General features: G+C 63.1%; 18 protein-coding genes. 12 read left to right on the top strand and 6 right to left on the bottom strand.

Annotation, left to right across the window (positions count from 1 at the left end; genetic code table 11):
* Positions 1-26: 26 nt before the first annotated feature.
* Together ACQKEN_RS11810 and ACQKEN_RS11805 are read right to left on the bottom strand one after the other, a co-directional pair.
* The gene (locus tag ACQKEN_RS11810) at positions 27-938 is read right to left on the bottom strand and encodes a LysR family transcriptional regulator (protein WP_427685609.1); all 912 of its coding nucleotides are present in this window, start codon (positions 936-938) and stop codon (positions 27-29) included.
* A 190-nt stretch (positions 939-1,128) separates the two neighbouring features.
* Positions 1,129-2,109, bottom strand: coding sequence for an oxidoreductase (locus ACQKEN_RS11805; protein ID WP_427685608.1), 981 nt, complete (start codon positions 2,107-2,109; stop codon positions 1,129-1,131).
* A gap of 85 nt (positions 2,110-2,194) precedes the next feature.
* Here ACQKEN_RS11805 and ACQKEN_RS11800 point away from each other — a divergent pair, with 85 nt between their 5' ends.
* On the top strand, positions 2,195-3,133 hold the full coding sequence (locus ACQKEN_RS11800) for an AraC family transcriptional regulator (protein WP_427685607.1): 939 nt from the start codon (positions 2,195-2,197) through the stop codon (positions 3,131-3,133).
* Here the strand turns inward: ACQKEN_RS11800 and ACQKEN_RS11795 are convergent.
* Positions 3,091-3,666 carry a TetR/AcrR family transcriptional regulator gene (locus tag ACQKEN_RS11795; RefSeq protein ID WP_427685606.1) on the bottom strand — a complete coding sequence of 192 codons (576 nt, stop codon included), beginning with the start codon at positions 3,664-3,666 and terminating at the stop codon, positions 3,091-3,093. The two genes, ACQKEN_RS11800 and ACQKEN_RS11795, sit on opposite strands and share 43 nt — an antisense overlap.
* Positions 3,667-3,802: 136 nt before the next feature.
* On the opposite strand from ACQKEN_RS11795, the gene ACQKEN_RS11790 reads away from it, so the two are divergent.
* From ACQKEN_RS11790 to ACQKEN_RS11775, 4 genes are all read left to right on the top strand, one after another.
* On the top strand, positions 3,803-4,504 hold the full coding sequence (locus ACQKEN_RS11790; RefSeq protein WP_427685605.1) for a glutathione S-transferase: 702 nt from the start codon (positions 3,803-3,805) through the stop codon (positions 4,502-4,504).
* 28 nt (positions 4,505-4,532) lie between these two features.
* On the top strand, positions 4,533-6,296 hold the full coding sequence (locus tag ACQKEN_RS11785) for a methyl-accepting chemotaxis protein (RefSeq protein WP_427685604.1): 1,764 nt from the start codon (positions 4,533-4,535) through the stop codon (positions 6,294-6,296).
* Positions 6,297-6,362: 66 nt separating this feature from the next.
* Positions 6,363-7,358 carry an aldo/keto reductase gene (locus tag ACQKEN_RS11780; RefSeq protein ID WP_427685603.1) on the top strand — a complete coding sequence of 332 codons (996 nt, stop codon included), beginning with the start codon at positions 6,363-6,365 and terminating at the stop codon, positions 7,356-7,358.
* A complete protein-coding gene (locus ACQKEN_RS11775; RefSeq protein ID WP_427685602.1) occupies positions 7,355-7,798 on the top strand; it encodes a thiol-disulfide oxidoreductase DCC family protein in 444 nt (147 codons plus the stop codon). Before ACQKEN_RS11780 ends, ACQKEN_RS11775 begins: the two co-directional genes overlap by 4 nt.
* 38 nt (positions 7,799-7,836) lie before the next feature.
* Here the strand turns inward: ACQKEN_RS11775 and ACQKEN_RS11770 are convergent, their stop codons facing one another.
* On the bottom strand, positions 7,837-8,595 hold the full coding sequence (locus ACQKEN_RS11770) for a methyltransferase domain-containing protein (RefSeq protein WP_427685601.1): 759 nt from the start codon (positions 8,593-8,595) through the stop codon (positions 7,837-7,839).
* Between the two features lie 187 nt (positions 8,596-8,782).
* On the opposite strand from ACQKEN_RS11770, the gene ACQKEN_RS11765 reads away from it, so the two are divergent.
* The 7 genes from ACQKEN_RS11765 (at position 8,783) to ACQKEN_RS11735 (ending at position 15,478) form a co-directional block, all read left to right on the top strand.
* Positions 8,783-10,147: an MFS transporter gene (locus ACQKEN_RS11765; RefSeq protein WP_427685600.1), complete on the top strand. Its 1,365-nt coding sequence runs from the start codon at positions 8,783-8,785 to the stop codon at positions 10,145-10,147.
* Entirely contained in the window at positions 10,128-11,057 is a 930-nt protein-coding gene (locus ACQKEN_RS11760; protein ID WP_427685599.1) for a 2-hydroxyacid dehydrogenase, read from the top strand. The genes ACQKEN_RS11765 and ACQKEN_RS11760 overlap by 20 nt, the downstream gene beginning before the upstream one ends.
* A gap of 118 nt (positions 11,058-11,175) precedes the next feature.
* Positions 11,176-11,970, top strand: coding sequence for an NYN domain-containing protein (locus tag ACQKEN_RS11755; RefSeq protein WP_427685598.1), 795 nt, complete (start codon positions 11,176-11,178; stop codon positions 11,968-11,970).
* A 32-nt stretch (positions 11,971-12,002) separates the two neighbouring features.
* Positions 12,003-12,251, top strand: a complete 249-nt coding sequence (locus ACQKEN_RS11750) for a hypothetical protein (protein WP_427685597.1) — start codon at positions 12,003-12,005, stop codon at positions 12,249-12,251.
* 74 nt (positions 12,252-12,325) lie between these two features.
* Positions 12,326-13,201: an EthD domain-containing protein gene (locus ACQKEN_RS11745; RefSeq protein ID WP_427685596.1), complete on the top strand. Its 876-nt coding sequence runs from the start codon at positions 12,326-12,328 to the stop codon at positions 13,199-13,201.
* A 190-nt stretch (positions 13,202-13,391) separates the two neighbouring features.
* The gene (locus tag ACQKEN_RS11740) at positions 13,392-14,690 is read left to right on the top strand and encodes an MFS transporter (RefSeq protein WP_427685595.1); all 1,299 of its coding nucleotides are present in this window, start codon (positions 13,392-13,394) and stop codon (positions 14,688-14,690) included.
* Positions 14,691-14,701: 11 nt separating this feature from the next.
* Positions 14,702-15,478, top strand: a complete 777-nt coding sequence (locus ACQKEN_RS11735; RefSeq protein WP_427685594.1) for a substrate-binding domain-containing protein — start codon at positions 14,702-14,704, stop codon at positions 15,476-15,478.
* On the opposite strand, the gene ACQKEN_RS11730 is transcribed toward ACQKEN_RS11735, so the two are convergent.
* Positions 15,464-16,372, bottom strand: coding sequence for a LysR family transcriptional regulator (locus tag ACQKEN_RS11730; protein WP_427685593.1), 909 nt, complete (start codon positions 16,370-16,372; stop codon positions 15,464-15,466). The two genes, ACQKEN_RS11735 and ACQKEN_RS11730, sit on opposite strands and share 15 nt — an antisense overlap.
* A gap of 119 nt (positions 16,373-16,491) precedes the next feature.
* The gene (locus tag ACQKEN_RS11725) at positions 16,492-17,118 is read right to left on the bottom strand and encodes a pyridoxamine 5'-phosphate oxidase family protein (protein WP_427685592.1); all 627 of its coding nucleotides are present in this window, start codon (positions 17,116-17,118) and stop codon (positions 16,492-16,494) included.
* Between the last annotated feature and the right edge of the window lie 42 nt (positions 17,119-17,160).

Below are 17,160 nucleotides of genomic sequence, written 5' to 3'. Positions count from 1 at the left end.
AACGACCGTTCGCGAAACGCGAAGGCTCAGCCTCCGTGGCTCTGCAGGTGCTCGAACAGCAACTGGCTGACCGGCGACAGTGCCGCGGTGTCGCGCACCACCAGAATCAGCGTGCGCCGGGCCCACCCATCGCTCAAGCCCACGGCCCTGAGGCCAAGCGATGGACCGAGCAGATCGAACGCCTTGCGGGGCAGCACGCCGATGCCCATGTCGGCCTGGACCATCCGGCACATGGCATCGAAACCCGGCACGTGGATGCGCACCCGCAACGGTCTGCCATGGGCGCGAGCGGCGTTCTGTGTGCGCATGTTGATGGAGCTGGCGGCGTGCAGGCCGATGTAGTCACTGCCGAGGGTGTCCTCGAACGCCACCTGTTGCTCCCCGGCCAGCGGGTGATCGTCACGCATCACGACGACCAGTTCGTCACGGCGATACGGAGCGCTGTGAAGGCCCTGAGTGTCGGTGTCTTCAGAGCAGATGCCGATGTCCGCGACACCGTCGACCAGGCCCTGCACCACGCCCTTGCTGGGACGCTCTTCGAGATCGACTTTGACCAACTCATGAGTGGCCACGAAGGCGTGCAGGTCTTCCGGCAAGAACTGAATGATGGCCGAGAGGTTGGCCAGCATGCGCACATAACCGCGCATGCCCTGCAGGTGCTCGTCGAGTTCAAGGCCCATTTTTTCCAGATCGGAGAGTATCCGCCGGGCATGGTGCAGCATCGTCTCGCCTGCTGCGGTCAACAGCATGCCCTTGGCATTGCGCAGGAACAGGCCGATGCCAAGCACTTCCTCCAGCTCCATCAGCCGCTTGCTCGCAGCCGACACCGCAATCGCCTCCCGCGCCGCCGCCCGGGTCAGGGTGCCTTCTTCGTACACCGCCACGAAGAGTTTGAGGGTAATCAGGTCGAGTCGGCGGATGAGGTTTTTGTGCAGCATGGGACGTACTCGATCAGGGCGCGGCCGAAAGCATACACGCGCTGCTGCTTAGTGGGACCGGCTTCAGCCGGGAATAGGCCAGCGTGTGCCCCCTCAATTCGCGGCGTGACGTCCTACGCCTTCCCGGCTAAAGCCAGTCCCACTAAAGGCGGAGAGCCGTCCACGCACCATCGTTTCCTTGGCACACGCATCACACCGGCACGGTCAGCCCCGTCCATTGTTCAGACACCGCCCACAGGCGTTCAGCGAGTCCGGCGTCGGTCGCCCAGCTGGCCACGCCGGCGCGGCCCGCTTGCGCGTCATGCGGGGCGGCGATGTTGCAGTCTTCGCAGTACACGCCGCCCTTGCCATCCAGCGCGGGACTGGTCGCGCACCACAATCCCGTCGCGGCGCCCTGCTCCAGGGTTTTCAGGCCTGCGTGGGGATCCAGCCGTTGATTGCCGTGCTCGTCCAGCACGCCGAACGCCGCGATTTCCTCGGTGCTGAGGTGCCGGCCCAAGTCGGTAAGTATCTGCCCCGGATGCAGCGAAAACCCGCGCACGCCGTGAGCCTTTCCCCGCGCATCAAGGGCAATGGCGAACAGCGCGTTGGCGGTTTTGGACTGACCGTAGGCCATCCATTTGTCATAGGGACGGTGCTGAAAGTCGATGTCGTCGAAATCGATTCCGGCAATCTGATGCCCCCGTGACGACACCGAAATCACCCGCGCGCCGCCGGCCGCCACCAGTACTGGCCACAGCCCGCAGGTCAACCGGTAGTGCCCGAGGTGATTGGTCGCGAACTGGCTTTCGTGGCCGTCGACGTCCCGGGACAGAGGGGATGCCATCACGCCGGCGCAGTTGATCAACAGCGCGACCGGCTGACCTTCCCCGGTGACGCGGGAGCAGAAGGTGCTCACCGAGTCGGGGTGAATCAGGTCCATTTCGCGAACGTCGACCCGGTCGGCGCCGGCAATGCCAGCCATCGCGGCACGGGCGCGCTGCAGGTCTCTGGCCGGAACGATGACCCGAGCGCCTACGGCGAGCAGACGTTGGGTGGTGACGAGGCCAAGACCGGAGTGACCGCCGGTGACGATGGCGAGCTGACCCTTGAGGTCGATGCCCGCCATGACTTCGTCGGCGGTGCTGGCGGCATTGAAGGGTGTGGCGATGGGTTGCTGAGGCGTGGACATGCTGCTCTCCCGGATGAGTATCGCGAAAGCGGATTGTTGTCTAAGCTCGCAGGACGAACCAGTCATCTGAATCCGGTTTTCTGTCGTGATCATCCAAAACCCCGAATCTGATCCTCTTTCCGACGTCCTGGCCCTGGCCGGTTTGCGTGCTGCGTGCTCCGTTCGGTTGCAGGCGGGCGGCGCCTGGGCACTGCGCTTCAAGCCCATCGAGCTGAAGTTCAACGTCGTGCGCCGGGGCGAATGCTGGCTGCGCATGGACGGCGCGCCGCCCCGACGGCTGCGCACCGGCGACTGCTTCGTGGTGTCGCGCACACCTTTCATTCTGGCGAGCGGGCCGGAAGTGAAAGCACTGGACGCCGCCGAGGTGTTTTCGGCGTCGGGCGAAGCGGCGCGGTTCGGTGTCGGCGATGAAGTGGAGCTGCTCGGAGGCAGTGTCTCGCTGGTCAGCCCCGGCGCCGTCGAGTTGCTTGACCTGCTGCCGGCCGCGTTGATCATTCACGCCGAAAATGGCGCCGCGACCTCGTTTGGCTGGCTGCTGGACGAGCTGGACCGGGAATGGCAATCAGGGATGGTCGGTGCCCAGGCCATGTGCAACGACCTGCTTCGGCTGATCTTCATCCATGCGCTGCGTCACCACATCTCGACAGCCGATGCCATTGACCTGAAATGGTTGGGCGGGCTGCGCCACCCGTCAATCGCCCCCGTGCTGCGGGCCATTCACCGCGCGCCGGAGAAGTCCTGGACCCTGGCTGAACTGGCGAGCCTGGCCTGCCTTTCACGCTCCAGCTTCGCGGCCCTGTTCAAAACCGTGGTGGGCCAGGCACCGGTGGAATACGCCACGCGCTGGCGCATGCAGGTCGCGGCCGCACGCTTGCTCGACGGCGTGGACAGTGTCGCGACGGTGGCTGCGTCGCTGGGCTATTTGTCCGATGCGGCGTTTGGTGTGGCCTTCCGCCGCGTGCACGGCCAATCGCCGGGACGTTACCGGCGCGAGACCGTCGGGATCAGCCCGGCCTCGCGGTAGTCCTGAATCAGCGCATCAAACAGTTCGATGTCGGAACGCGTGCGGGCAATCAACTGCGCTCCGGCCACAGCGGTGTAGATCGCCAGCGCGCGGCGTTCACACAGCTCGGCGCTGCCCAGGCCCGCCTCCATCAGCCTGTCCGCCAGCCAGGCCACGCTGGCATCGGCGTAGGCTTTGACCTCGCGGCGGATTTCTTCCGGCAGGTCTTCATGCTCGGCGGCCATGAAGCTGGACAGACACAGCCGGTTGCCCTCTGCCAGCGAGTGGCGAAAGATCGACGGATACAACTCCAGGCAGCGCAGCGGATCAGGGTTGGCTTCGCGGATCGCTTCAAGCGCCTTGGCGGTGTCCTGCCAGTAACGCCGCGCAACGGCGGCGCCCAGCTCGGCCTTGCTGGGGAAGTGGTAGTAGATGCTGGCGTTCTTGATGCCCACCGTTTCGCCGATGCTGCGGAAATTGATGCCGCTGTACCCGTGCAACTGCGCCGCCGTTTTCGCAGCGGCCAGAATGGCCTCGCGCGCATTTTCGCTCACGCTGAATTCCTCGAAGGGTCAATTGATCGGCCGCATGTTACGCCTAAACCTCTCAACCTGCCAATTGACAGGTAGGGGTTGACAAGTCTCCGTAACGCGCTCAAAGTTTGCCTACCAACTGACAGGCAGACACATTATGACCTCATCCATACCGCACTCCGATACTTCCGCGCTTCCCCTGATGAAAATCCACGACTGGTTCAATGGCCCTTACCCGGCCCGGGTTCGCATCGCCCTGGCAGAGAAAAACCTGCTGCCGCGAATCGAATTCGTGTCGGTGAACCTGTGGAAAGGCGAGCACAAGAAACCCGAATTTCTCGCCATCAATTACTCCGGCACCCTCCCCGTGCTCGAACTGCAGGATGGCACGCTGATCGCCGAATGCACCGCCATCACCCAGTACCTGGACGCCCTGGTCGGCAGCCCCGACCTCACCGGCGCAACACCGCTGGAGAAAGGCCGCATTCACATGATGACCAAGCGCGCGGAGATCGAGTTTCTCGACGCGGTCAGCACGTATTTCCACCACGGCACGCCAGGCCTCGGGCCTGACGTCGAGCTGTACCAGAACGCCGAATGGGGCAACCGCATGCGCGACAAGGCGGTCCGGGGCATGCGCTACTTCGACAGCGTGCTGAAGACGCAGCCCTTCGTGGCCGGGGAATCGTTTTCGATGGCCGATATCGCGGTCTTCGGCGGAATGATCTTCGCTTCGCTGGTGGATCTCGCGGTGCCGGCAGACTGTGAGGCGCTGCTGGCCTGGCACGCGCGTATGAACGAGCGGCCGAGCATCCAGACCTGGCAAGCCATGGTGGCCGCGGGCGCGCCGCACGGCTGACGTAACCCGGTTGCCGTCCGAAGCAGCGATGGCAACCGCTGTCCATCCAAAACAATGGTCCCGACACTGCATTTCTGCCAAAAGGCGGACAATCCGTCATCAAGCTGAACCGATTCATGTCGATAACAGGGTGATCCCTCTTTCTATGGACAGCCCCGACATGAACCTCAGACGCCTCAATATTGCCCCCCGCTCCCTGATCTGCTTCGGCTTTTTCGCCGTACTGATCTCCGCCGTCGGACTGTTCTCACTGATGCAATCGTCCAAGCTCAGAGACGCCCGGGACGCCCTGCAGGACAACGTACTCCCCACCCTCCTCACCATCGCCGACATCAAAAATGACCTGCTGACCATCCGCCTCGGCAACACCAGCCTGCGCGCTGCGCAGAGCGCCGCCGGCACCGACTCGGCCCTGAAGCGCGTCAGCCAGGGCCGCGCCAATCTCGAGAGCGATACAAAGCGCCTGAAATCACTGTTGATCACCGAGCGTGGCCTGAACGCCTACCGCAAGATGGAGCGCGACATGCAGGCCTACCTCGCGGTGCACGCGCGCTTTCTCGACGCTGTGGCGCAGAAACGGGATGACATTATCGTTTCGTTGACCGAACCGTCCGGCGAACAAACCCGCGCGGCAGACGCGCTCGCCAAGGACATCGCGACCATCGCCGACCTGGGCAATCAGAAAATGCAGGATTCGGATGTGGCTGCCGATGAAAGTTACGCTCAGTCCCGCAATGTCATCATCGCCGCGATCGTGATTGCGCTGGCCGCTACCCTGGCCCTGGCCGCGCTGTTCACCCGCAGCCTGGTCGCGCCGATCGCCAAAGCCCTGGCCATTGCAGAAAACATCGCAGCCAACGATTTGAGCAAGCCGATTCAAGTGGACGGTTCCGATGAGCCGGGTCGCCTGCTGCAAGCGCTGTCGGTGATGCAGCAGAACCTGCGCCACACCCTCTCGGAGCTGGGCCACTCGTCCAATCAACTGGCCTCGACCTCGGAAGAAATGACCGCGGTGACCGAAGAATCCCTGCGCGGGATCCAGCGCCAGAACGACGAAATCAATCAGGCCGCCACGGCCATCAATCAAATGAGCGCAGCGGTGGAAGAAGTCGCCCACAACGCGTCTCTGGCCTCGACGGCAGCGCGGGATTCCAGCGACTCGGCGGAACAGGGCCGCCTGCGGGTCAACGAAACCATTTCGGCGATCAACGAGCTGCACGATTCGGTGGGCACTACCGCTGATGAGATCAACGGCCTGGCCGGCCAGGTGCAGAACATCAGCGGCGTGCTGGACGTGATCCGCGGCATCGCCGATCAGACCAACCTCCTCGCCCTCAACGCGGCCATCGAAGCCGCCCGCGCAGGCGAAGCCGGACGCGGTTTTGCGGTGGTGGCAGACGAAGTCCGCGCCCTGGCGCACCGTACCCAGCAGTCCACCGCCGAGATCGAAAAGATGATCGACTCGATTCAGGGTGGCACCCACAAGGCGGTCACGGCCATGGGCCAGAGCAGCGAACGCGCGCGGGTCAGTCTGGACGTTGCCGGTGCCGCCGGTCGCGCCCTTGCCGACATCAAAACCGCCATCGTGCTGATCAACGAGCGTAACGTCAGCATCGCCACGGCCACGGAACAACAGGCCCAGGTCGCGCGGGAAGTCGATCGCAACCTGACCAGCATCCGCGACCTGTCGCTGCAGACCTCTGCCGGCGCCCATCAGACCTCGGCGGCGAGCAACGAGCTGTCGCAACTGGCGGTGGGCCTGAACGGTCTGGTGATGCAATTCAGAACTTAATGGCACCAGCGGAATCGCACCACTGAGCCGCTTGTTTGGGCATCAACCGATTTCGGAGGTGAATGCATGAAGTTCGTGAAGCTGGGTTCCACAGGGCTGGACGTGTCGAAGCTGTGCCTGGGGTGCATGACGTTTGGCGACCCGGACGCCGGTACGCACCCGTGGACGCTGGATGAAAACGCCAGCCGGCCGATCATCAGGCACGCGGTCGAGCAAGGCATCAACTTCTTCGACACGGCCAACAGCTACTCGGCAGGCACCTCGGAAGTCATCGTCGGCAAGCTGCTGAAGGAATTCACCCGTCGCGAAGAAACCGTGATCGCGACCAAGGTGTTTTTTCCGGCCAACATGTGGGAAGGCTCGACGCGCCCCAACGAACAGGGCCTGTCGAGGAAAGCCATCATGGCCAACATCGACGCCAGCCTGACCCGGCTGGGCACCGACTACGTAGACCTGTACCAGATTCATCGCTGGGATTATCACACCCCCATCGAAGAAACCATGGAGGCGCTGCACGACGTGGTGCGGGCCGGCAAAGCGCGCTACATCGGTGCGTCGTCGATGTTCGCCTGGCAGTTCGCCAAGGCTCAGCAGGTCGCGGTGGCCCATGGCTGGAGCCGCTTTGTGTCCATGCAGAACTACCTAAATCTGGTGTACCGCGAAGAACAGCGCGAGATGATTCCGCTGTGCCTGGATCAGGGCGTCGGCCTGATGCCGTGGAGCCCGATGGCCCGTGGCAGGCTGACCCGGCCCCACGGTCAGCAGACCGAACGCACCAAGACCGACATCTCTGGCCAGTCATTCTACGAGGCAACGGAAGCCGAGGATGGTCGCGTCATCGATGTGGTGGAAAAGATTGCCGGTGAACGCGGTGTGCCCATGGCGCAAGTCGCGCTGGCGTGGGTGTTGGCCCAGCGTGGCGTGTCGGCGCCGATTGTCGGGGCCTCCAAGCCGCACCATCTGGACGATGCGATTGCGGCGCTGGAACTGGTGCTCAGCGACGACGAAATGAAACGCCTTGAAGCGCCCTACGTTCCCCACGCTGTCACGGGCTTCGCGTGAAGCCCAACGGCGCTTCCGGGCTTGCCACGGGCCGGGCCGTCGTGTTGTTCGACGGCACCTGCAAGCTGTGCAATGGCTGGGCGACCTTCATCATCAGCCAGGACCGCGAGCACCGTCTGACGCTGGCGGCCGTGCAGTCGCCCGAGGGTCAGGCGCTGCTGAAATGGGCCGGACTGCCCCAGGATCGGTTCAACACCATCGTGCTGGTGGAGAACGACCGTTTCTATGTGCGTTCGGACGCGATGTTCAAGATCCTGGCCCACCTGCCCGCCCGATGGCACTGGCTGCTCATCGCTCGGGTTTTCCCGAGGGTGTTGCGTGACTGGCTCTACGACAAAATCGCGCTGAACCGCTACCAGCTTTTTGGTCGTTATGACGCCTGTCACTTGCCCGCTGCGGATCATCCCGCTCGCTTCTTGAGCAAGAACGCACTTAAGTAGCGACCTGGAGCAGCAGGCACTGGACGAGCGCGTGCGGTTCAGGAACCCGGCTTGCGCGCCCACGCGCCAAACATCACGTCGCCGATATAGACACCGTCGGACTGCATGCGCTCTTCATCAAGTCGCTGCTGGAGGGTGTCGATGTCGACCTCGTCGGCGGTCGCCACGCCCAGCGTGATGATGCGCGGCAGGCACGCCCGCACGATGTAACCCAGGGCGTAGGCCTTGTCGGGGGTCTGGACGATGCATTCGGCGCGCACGGATTCAACGGCGAGGCCGGCATTGCCCAGAATACCGTGCAGGTGAAAACCGATGTGCAGGTCGGCGCCTTCGCGGGCGATCATCTCGCGGATCCAGCCCTGGGCTTTGCGGTGCAGAGCGAAACCGTCGAGACTGGCCGGGACCATCGTGGTGTCGTGCTCCTGAAAGACCATGACGCCGCCGGGCCGAAGCAGCCGAACCAACGCGGTTACTGCCGCCACGGTGTCGGGCTGATACATCAGCACGCGACGCCCGACAATCGCGTCGAACGTCCCCAGCGATGCCGGCACGTCCAGCAAACCGCTCTGAACAAATGTCGGCAACGCCAGTTGACCTTCAATGGCCCGGCCGCGCGCCGTGGCAAGCGCCGCGTCATCGTGATCGATCCCCACGACTTCACCTGTTTCGCCTACCAGCCCGTTCAGCAGAAACGCCACGTCCCCTGATCCACAGCCGACGTCCAGCACGCGCATCCCCGCACCGATTCCGGCGTCGATGAGCAGCTGGGTAGTGAAGTCGGATTTGGCGGTCGTCATGGGAAGCGCTCCTGAAATGTGCCCGGAGTCTGCGCCAGGGGCGGGATCGGCTGCAACGTCCCCGTCGGGCCATATAAATCCCTATATGTGGGACGACCAATCACATATTGAGGTATCAGGACATGTCGTCTATGGTGAGTCTTCGTAGCACACCCTAGCTCCCCATAAAAAAATAACAGGAAGCCCCATGCCCCAACCATTTCTGGATTCGGGCCTGCACGCCAGCACCATGAAGCGCCTCAACCTCAAGTTGATCCCCTTCCTGATGCTGCTGTACATGGTCGCGTACATCGACAAGTCGAACATTTCCGTCGCCGCGTTGCAGATGAATGCCGAACTGGGCCTGACTGCCCGCATGTATGGCATCGGCGTGGGGCTGTTCTTTCTGACGTACATCCTTCTCGAAGTCCCCAGCAGCGTCATCCTCACGCGGGTCGGCGCGCGGCGCTGGATCGCGCGGATCATGATCACCTGGGGCATCGTCGCGGCAGGCATGGCGTTCGTGCAGAGCGCCAATCAGCTGTACGGCATGCGCCTGTTGCTGGGCGCCGCCGAGGCCGGTTTTACGCCGGGGATCATTTACTACCTGTCGCAGTGGTACCCGAAGACCGATCGGGCCAGGGCCATGTCGTTCTTCTACATCGGCGCCGCGCTGGCGTCGGTGATCGGCCTGCCGCTGTCGGGGGCCTTTCTGCACCTGGACGGGTATTTCGGCGTCAGCGGCTGGCGCTGGCTGTTCCTGCTGGAAGGCCTGCCGGCGGTCATCCTCGGGATCGTGGTGTTGCGCTATCTGCCGGACTCGCCGCAGACGACCCACTGGCTGCACGCCGATCAGAAAGACTGGCTGAGCCGCACCATCGCGGCTGAACAAGCGAACTCGCCGATTTCCCACCATGCCGCCTGGCAGACCGCGTTTCGCAGCCGTCAGGTCTGGCTGTTGAGCCTGTTCTGGCTGCTTCAGGCGTTCGGCACCATCGGCATCACGCTGTTCCTGCCGCTGATCGTCAAGTCGGTGTCGGGCCAGGAGTCGTTCACCGTCAGCGTCATGTCGGCGCTGCCCTTCCTGTTCGCCTGCGTGTTCATGTATTTCAACGGCACCCATTCCGACCGCAAAGGCGAACGCGGCTGGCACTTGGCGCTGCCGCTGATGGCGGCCGGTGTGCTGCTGGCGCTGGCGGTGTGGACCAGCAACCCGTGGCTGGCTTACGCCTTGCTGGTGGTGGCGGTCGGTCTGAACTGGGCGGCGACGCCGGTGTTCTGGGCGACCACCACCGAATACCTGTCGGGCGCTGCCGCCGCGGCGTCCATCGCACTGATCAACTCCATCGCCAACATCGCCGGCCTTGGCCTGCCGCCTGTCATGGGCTGGATCAAGGACGCCACGCAAAGCTACGACTACGCCCTGCTGCTGGTCTCCGCAGCCTTGCTCGCCGGCGGCGTGTTGGGACTGTTCCTGGCCCGCGCGCCCCGTGCCGCACCTGTCACCGCCCGCGCAACTGCCCCCACTGCTGCTCCAGTCTCAAGAGGTTTAGATGAAGCCAAGGCTCCTTAAAATCGCCCGTTTGCCGGCCATGCTCGATGACGCGCTTAACGCGACCTACGAGGTGGTGGAAGCCAACCAGGACGGCACCGGCGTCGACGAATCCACCGCTGACATCCGCGCCATGGTCGCCAACGGCGAATCCACGGTCAGCCGCCGGTTGATCGAAAGCCTGCCTGCGCTGGAAGTCATCGTCGTGTTCGGCGTGGGCTATGACGGCGTCGATGTGGCGGCGGCGCGGGAGCGTGGCATCCACGTCACCTACACACCCGATGTGCTCACTGACGACGTGGCCGATTTTGCCATGGCCTTGATACTGGGCATCGCCCGCAACCTGCGCGTCGCCGACCGTTTCACCCGCTCGGGCGCCTGGGCAGATGGCCCCATCGCCTTCAGTCGCAAGGTCAGCCGGGCAAAGCTGGGCATCATTGGTCTGGGCCGCATTGGCGCCGCCATCGCCCGCCGCGCCCAGGGTTTTGACATGACGATCGCCTATACCGGGCGCCGGCCCCAGGACGTCGGGTTCACCTATTACGCGTCAGCCCTCGAACTCGCTGGTGCGGTGGATTTCCTCGTGGTCGCGGTCGGCGGAGGCGCTGGCACCCATCATCTGGTGGGCGCGAAGGTGCTGGAGGCGCTGGGCCCCAAGGGCTATCTGATCAACGTCGGCCGTGGCAGCGTGGTCGATGAAACCGCCCTCGCCCAGGCCCTCGCCGAGGGTCGTCTGGCCGGCGCGGCGCTGGACGTCTATGAAGACGAGCCACACCCCGCCGCTGCGCTTCTGGATCTGGACAACGTCTTGCTCACTCCGCACATGGCCAGCGCCACCTGGGACACCCGGCAGGCGATGTCCGATCTGGTCATGGCCAACCTCCACGCCTGGCACAGCGGCGCAGACTTGCCCACGCCCGTGCCGGGATAAACCGACGTCGCCAGCAACGCGCCGAACGAGCGACCGAGCCGCAGAAGACGAAATGCGTTGCCTGTTTGCAGCGAGGGTTTGGAGGTATGGTGTGGCTTTCCCTTCTCAAGGAAGATCCATGGCCACGCACCCCTCCAGTCACGCACAAAAGCACCTCGCCGTTCTGATTGATGCGGACAACGCCCCCGCCGCCATCGTCGAAGGCTTGTTCGAAGAAATCGCCAAATATGGGGTCGCCAGCGTCAAGCGCATCTACGGCGACTGGACCGGGCCGCAGCTGGGCGGCTGGAAGAAGGTCCTCCTCGATCACTCGATCCAGCCCATCCAGCAATTCGCCTACACCAAAGGCAAGAACGCCACCGACAGCTCGCTGATCATCGACGCCATGGACCTTTTGTACACGCGGCGCTTCGACGGCTTTTGCCTGGTTTCCAGCGACAGCGACTTCACCCGCCTGGCCTCGCGACTGCGCGAAGAAGGCCTGACCGTGATCGGTTTCGGTGAAGAGAAAACGCCCCGCCCGTTCGTGGCGGCTTGCGACAAATTCATCTACATCGAATTGCTCCGCGAAGAGGTGATTGCCGCCGTCAGCGTGGAGCAGACGCTCGATGCTCCCGCGCAGTCAGACGTGGCCAAACCCGCAGCGACCGAGACGCCGAAACGGCCTAAAGCGCCTATCAGTTTCATCGCAAAAATCCTCGACGACATCGCCGACGAAGATGGCTGGGTGCAGCTGGGCGCACTGGGCACCAACATCACCAAGCTGCGACCGGAATTCGACCCGCGCACCCATGGCTACAAAAAGCTCAGTGACCTGATCAAGGGCTACCCCCAAGCGTTCGAGCTGCAGGCCAGACCGGCGTCCAGCGGCACGGCGGTGATGTACGTCAGGCACAAACAAAACGGTAAATAAACCCATCAGCCAGTTTCATCCAGGAGGCTTCCATGCCCGTCTTCTCAATCGACTATCGCTTCAAAGACGAACCGCGCAATCATCGCTTCGACCTGAATCAGCCGGAGCTGTCGGCGGCCGACGCCACGATGCACCTGCTTGAGCTGCATTTCGGCGACAGCGAAAACAGCCTGATCATGCCCAACGCCGATGCCGAACCGGATGAAATCATCGAACAAGCCGGCCAGCTTGGGCTGACGGACATTCGCGTCACCCACGCGGCGAGCGCTGACGTCCGGTAAAAACGCGTTGAACCCTGCAGCGGCACCTGCATCCGATCACTACGACTGAACATTTCCCGACTGACAGGTGCCCCATGATCGAGATCAACAGCTACACGACCGTCAAACGACGTGAGCGCGTGCCCCATGACGTCTTCGCTCATTACTGGCGAGACGTCCACGGCCCGCTGTGCTCCCGGCTTCCGGGCCTTGGCTTGTACATCCAGCACCATTTTTCCCGGCAGCAGGATGCCCATCTCTGGCCACTGGCAGAAGGCATCATTGAGATTGAGGATTACGAACTGGACGGCGGCGTGGAGATCGGTTTCGAATCCGCTGCGGACCAGAAGCAGTTTCAGGAGGCCAGCCCGATTCTGTTCTCGGACGAGCAGAACATGTTCGACGAGACCCTGGCCTACGCCCTGCCCCAGGGCTCGCTGACCCTGACCAACGCGCTGGCCGATGAGCACTTCAACGGTACCGACACCTTCGACCGCATCCACGTGCACTTCAGCCCCCGCGAATCACTGGCGCAGTTGCACGCGCACTTGAAGTCGACGCTGGGGCCGCTGCTGGCTGCGGCCGATGATGTGGTCAAGGTTGGTCTGCACCTGTGCGAGCCCTTCGAAAACGATGGCCAGCACCCACCTGCGCCCAACGTCGCGCACTTCGCCAACCCGGCGCGCGCAGAATTGGCCATGCTGGAAATCGCGTTCACCTCCCCGCTGGCGCGTCGTCGTTTTTTCCAGAGCGATGCGTTCCAGAACAGCTTGCCTGAGCAGTCGCAGCACATTGCCCAACTCAAGGCGTTCGCCGTTTCCGGGCTCTACACCTACGTGCGCGACAAGTCCCTGACCACCGCGGGATTGCGCGGCAGTCGGGCAGCCGAGCTGATTGAATACCTGGGCGCGGTGAATCAGGTTCAGCCGGATGTTGAGGCCCTGATGCTGAAGGGCACCCAAGCCAGCTAGCGGTTTTTGTCGGCGGCCGTGGATCACGGCTGCCGACGTTTCTGCGGCCGGTGAGCAAGGGCCACGCACCCGCGATTGATCCGGTCCATGCATCAAAGGATGAAAAAATAACGATTATCGTCGCCTGAAAATTGCCACAGAATCTCCAGTTACAAGCGCTTACAAACTCTAAAAAACGCTGGAGAACAACATGCATCAACCGCCAAGCCAGACCTCCTCCGGGAAGTCCAGGGCAGGAATGGTCTTCCGGGTCACCTCCGGAAACTTTCTTGAACAGTTCGACTTCTTCCTCTTCGGCTTCTACGCCACCCAGATCGCCTCCGCCTTCTTCCCCGCCAGCAACGAGTTCGCCTCGTTGATGATGACCTTCGCTGTCTTCGGTGCAGGCTTCCTGATGCGGCCGCTGGGCGCGGTGCTCTTGGGCGCGTACATCGATGATGTCGGTCGCCGTCGCGGTCTGATCGTGACGCTGGCGATCATGGCCAGTGGCACGTTGCTGATTGTCCTGGTGCCGGGTTATGCCACGATCGGCCTGTGGGCCCCGGCGCTGGTCTTGCTCGGACGGCTGTTGCAGGGCTTCTCCGCCGGCGCAGAGATGGGCGGCGTGTCCGTCTACCTCGCCGAAATGGCAACGCCGGGCCGCAAAGGCTTCTACGCCAGTTGGCAATCGGCCAGTCAGCAAGTGGCTATCGTTGTCGCCGCGGCCCTGGGTTACGGGCTCAATCAATGGCTTGCCCCGACCGAACTGTCGGCGTGGGGCTGGCGCATTCCGTTTGCCGTCGGGTGCCTGATCATCCCGTTCATTTTCCTGCTGCGCCGCAGCCTCGAAGAAACCGCAGAATTCACCACGCGCAAACACCGCCCGACGATGAAAGAAGTGTTCGCGACCCTGCTCGGCAACGCCAGCGTGGTCATCCTCGGCATGCTGATGGTGGCGATGACCACCACCGCCTTTTACATGATCACCGTTTACGCCCCGACCTTCGGCCGCTCGGTTCTGCAACTCAGTACCAGTGATGCGCTGATCGTGACGCTGCTGGTGGGCGTGTCGAACTTCGTCTGGCTGCCCATTGGCGGCGCGCTGAGCGACCGACTGGGGCGCAAGCCGCTGCTGCTGGCGATGTCATTGCTGACGCTACTGACGGCGTACCCCGCGCTGTCGTTTCTGGCCCAGGCGCCAACCTTTGCCCACATGCTCGAAGTGCTGCTGTGGTTCTCGTTTCTCTACGGCATTTACAACGGCGCAATGATTCCCGCGCTCACCGAAATGATGCCCGTCGAGGTACGCGTAGCCGGTTTCTCCCTCGCCTACAGCCTGGCGACGGCGATCTTTGGCGGCTTCACGCCGGCTGTTTCCACCTGGCTCATTCACCTGACCGGGGACAAGGCCGCGCCGGCCTACTGGATGATTTTCGCCGCCCTGTGCGCTTTTACCGCGACGCTGGTGCTGTACCGCCGTCTCGCCACTCAGTCACTTGCCACTGCTTGAAGGACCCTGTCATGAACGCTTTACTAAAACCTCTCTGTGTCGTGGCGCTGACCTGCTGTGCCTACGACAATCTTGCGCACGCCGAAGAGCTGACCGTCATGACCTCGGGCGGCTTCACTGCGGCCTATCAACACCTCGGGCCGGAGTACGCCGAGCACAGCGGCAACACGCTGAAAACCGTACTCGGCCCGTCCATGGGCAAAGCGGCGGAAGCCATCCCAAACCGGTTGAGTCGCGGCGAGCACGCCGACGTGGTGATCATGGTGGGCTACGCCCTGGATGACTTGATCAAACAGGGCAAGGTCGACGCCGGCTCGCGTGTGGAACTGGCGGACTCGCGTATCGGCATGGTGGTGAAGGCCGGCGCCGACAAACCTGCCATTGGCACGGATGCCGAGCTGAAACAAACCCTGCTGGCGGCCAAGTCAGTGGCCTATTCAGACAGCGCAAGCGGCGTCTACATCGAGAAAGAGCTGTTCAAGAAACTCGGCGTTCAGCCGCAGCTGGCACCCAAAGGCAAGATGATCGAGCGCATTCCGGTGGCTTCCGTTGTGGCCAAGGGTGACTACCAGCTCGGCTTCCAGCAGGTCGCCGAATTGCTGCCGATCCCGGGCGTGACCTTCGTCGGCAAGATTCCGGAAGACGTGCAGTCGGTGACCCGCTACGCCGCCGGTATTCCGAAAAATGCCGATCACCCCGTGGAAGCGAAGGCACTGCTCAAGTTCCTGTCGTCCCCCGACGCCCAGGCCAGCATTCGCGAGACCGGCCTGGACTCAGTCCCGCGGTAACGTCCCGGGCAGCGCGCGAATCCGCTGTTCCAGCTCCAGTGCCGCGGGCGTCAATGTGCGTCCGCGGCGTTTGAGCACCCCCATCTGCCTGACCACCTCCGGCTCCACCAGCCGCACTTTCGCCAGAATCGGGTGGGCGGAGATCGGCATGGCAATGGACGGCACCACCGCAATGCCCAGCCCCGCCTCGACCAGCCCCAGCACCGTGGTGACGTGCCGTGCTTCGCAGACGCTGTTCTTGCCTGGCTGCAGGCCCGAAAGCGCACGATCCAGCACCAGGCGATTGCCCGAAGACTTATCCAGCGTGATGCAGTCGTGTTCGCACGCCTGAGCCCAGGTGACGGTGTCCAGGATGGCCAGCGGATGGTCGCGGCGGCAGGCAATCACGTAGTGCTCTTCGAGCAGCGGGCTGAATTCGATTTCTGGCGCCAGGTTGCCAGTGAAACTCACCCCGAAATCCGCTTCGCCGGACGCCACTGCCGCACTGACTTCATTGGCCGACACGTCGATCAGTCGGATGTTGATCAGCGGGTATTGCGCGTGAAAGCTGCGGATCGCGTGGGGCAAGAAGTAGTAGGCCGCAGACGGTACGCAAGCCACGGTCAACGTGCCCCTGCGGTTGGCGCCGCCATCCCCTATGCTGAGCAGCGCCAGATCCAGGTCATCCAGAAGCCGTTCGACCTGGGGCAAAAACGCCCGCCCGACGTTGGTCAACGCGACCTTTCGCGTGGTCCGCTCAAACAGTTTGACCCCCAGCGCGGACTCAAGCTTCTCGATGCGACGGCTCAGCGCCGACTGGGTGATGCGGATGGACTCGGCCGCCCGGCGAAAGCCCTGCTTTTCAACCACCGCACGAAAAGCCTGAAGGTCATTGAGGTCGAAGTTGATGTTCACGGCAATTCGTCGCTTTGATCGAAGACGGGCATCAATGGTAAGGCGCAATGCGTCGGCGAGCCATCCCCGGGCGAGTCTCATGGCGCGTCGCTGGCGTGGATTGGATTGAATTGGATTGTTTAATACAGCGTGTCGGCGATCCGGCCCGGCAGCGCCTTGTCGTACGCCTCGCCGTCGATGGCCGCTTGGGACACCTCTTTGAGAATCTGCCCCGCCGTCGGCAGTGCGCTGCGCGGCACCTGCTTTGAGGCATCCCACAGCCCTGCCCTGATCACCGCCCGGCTGCACTGAAAATACACGCTGGTGACGGTGATTTTCAGCACCGATTTCGGCGGTTTCCCGTCTACGGCAAAACGCGCCAGCAGGTCAGGCGCGATGGAGATTTGCGCGGTGCCGTTGACGCGCAGGGTTTCGCCGACGCCCGGGACGAGAAACAACAACGCGACGCGCGGGTCTTCGATGATGTTGCGCAGGGTGTCGATGCGGTTATTGCCACGCCGGTCCGGCAGATACAGCGTCTTACTGTCTTCGATGTGCACGAAGCCTGGCAGATCGCCCCGCGGCGAAGCGTCCAGGCCACCTGTGCCCGACGAGGCGAGGATCACAAAAGAGGCTGCTTCGATGAAGGGCCGGTAAACCGGGTGGATATGGTCGGTTTCTTTGACCAGCGACGGCGGCGCGATCGGGCCATAGATCGCTTCCAGGGCCTGCACGGTTGTCAGGTATGAGCTGTGTTCAACTTCCATCGTGGGCTCTCTGCTATGTCTTCGTGGCTGGACAGGTGAAGC

Source organism: Pseudomonas sp. NPDC078416, assembly GCF_050268485.1.
GTDB lineage: Bacteria > Pseudomonadota > Gammaproteobacteria > Pseudomonadales > Pseudomonadaceae > Aquipseudomonas.
Note: the sequence above shows the minus strand (reverse complement) of the source record. Positions and strands in the feature narration are given on the sequence as shown.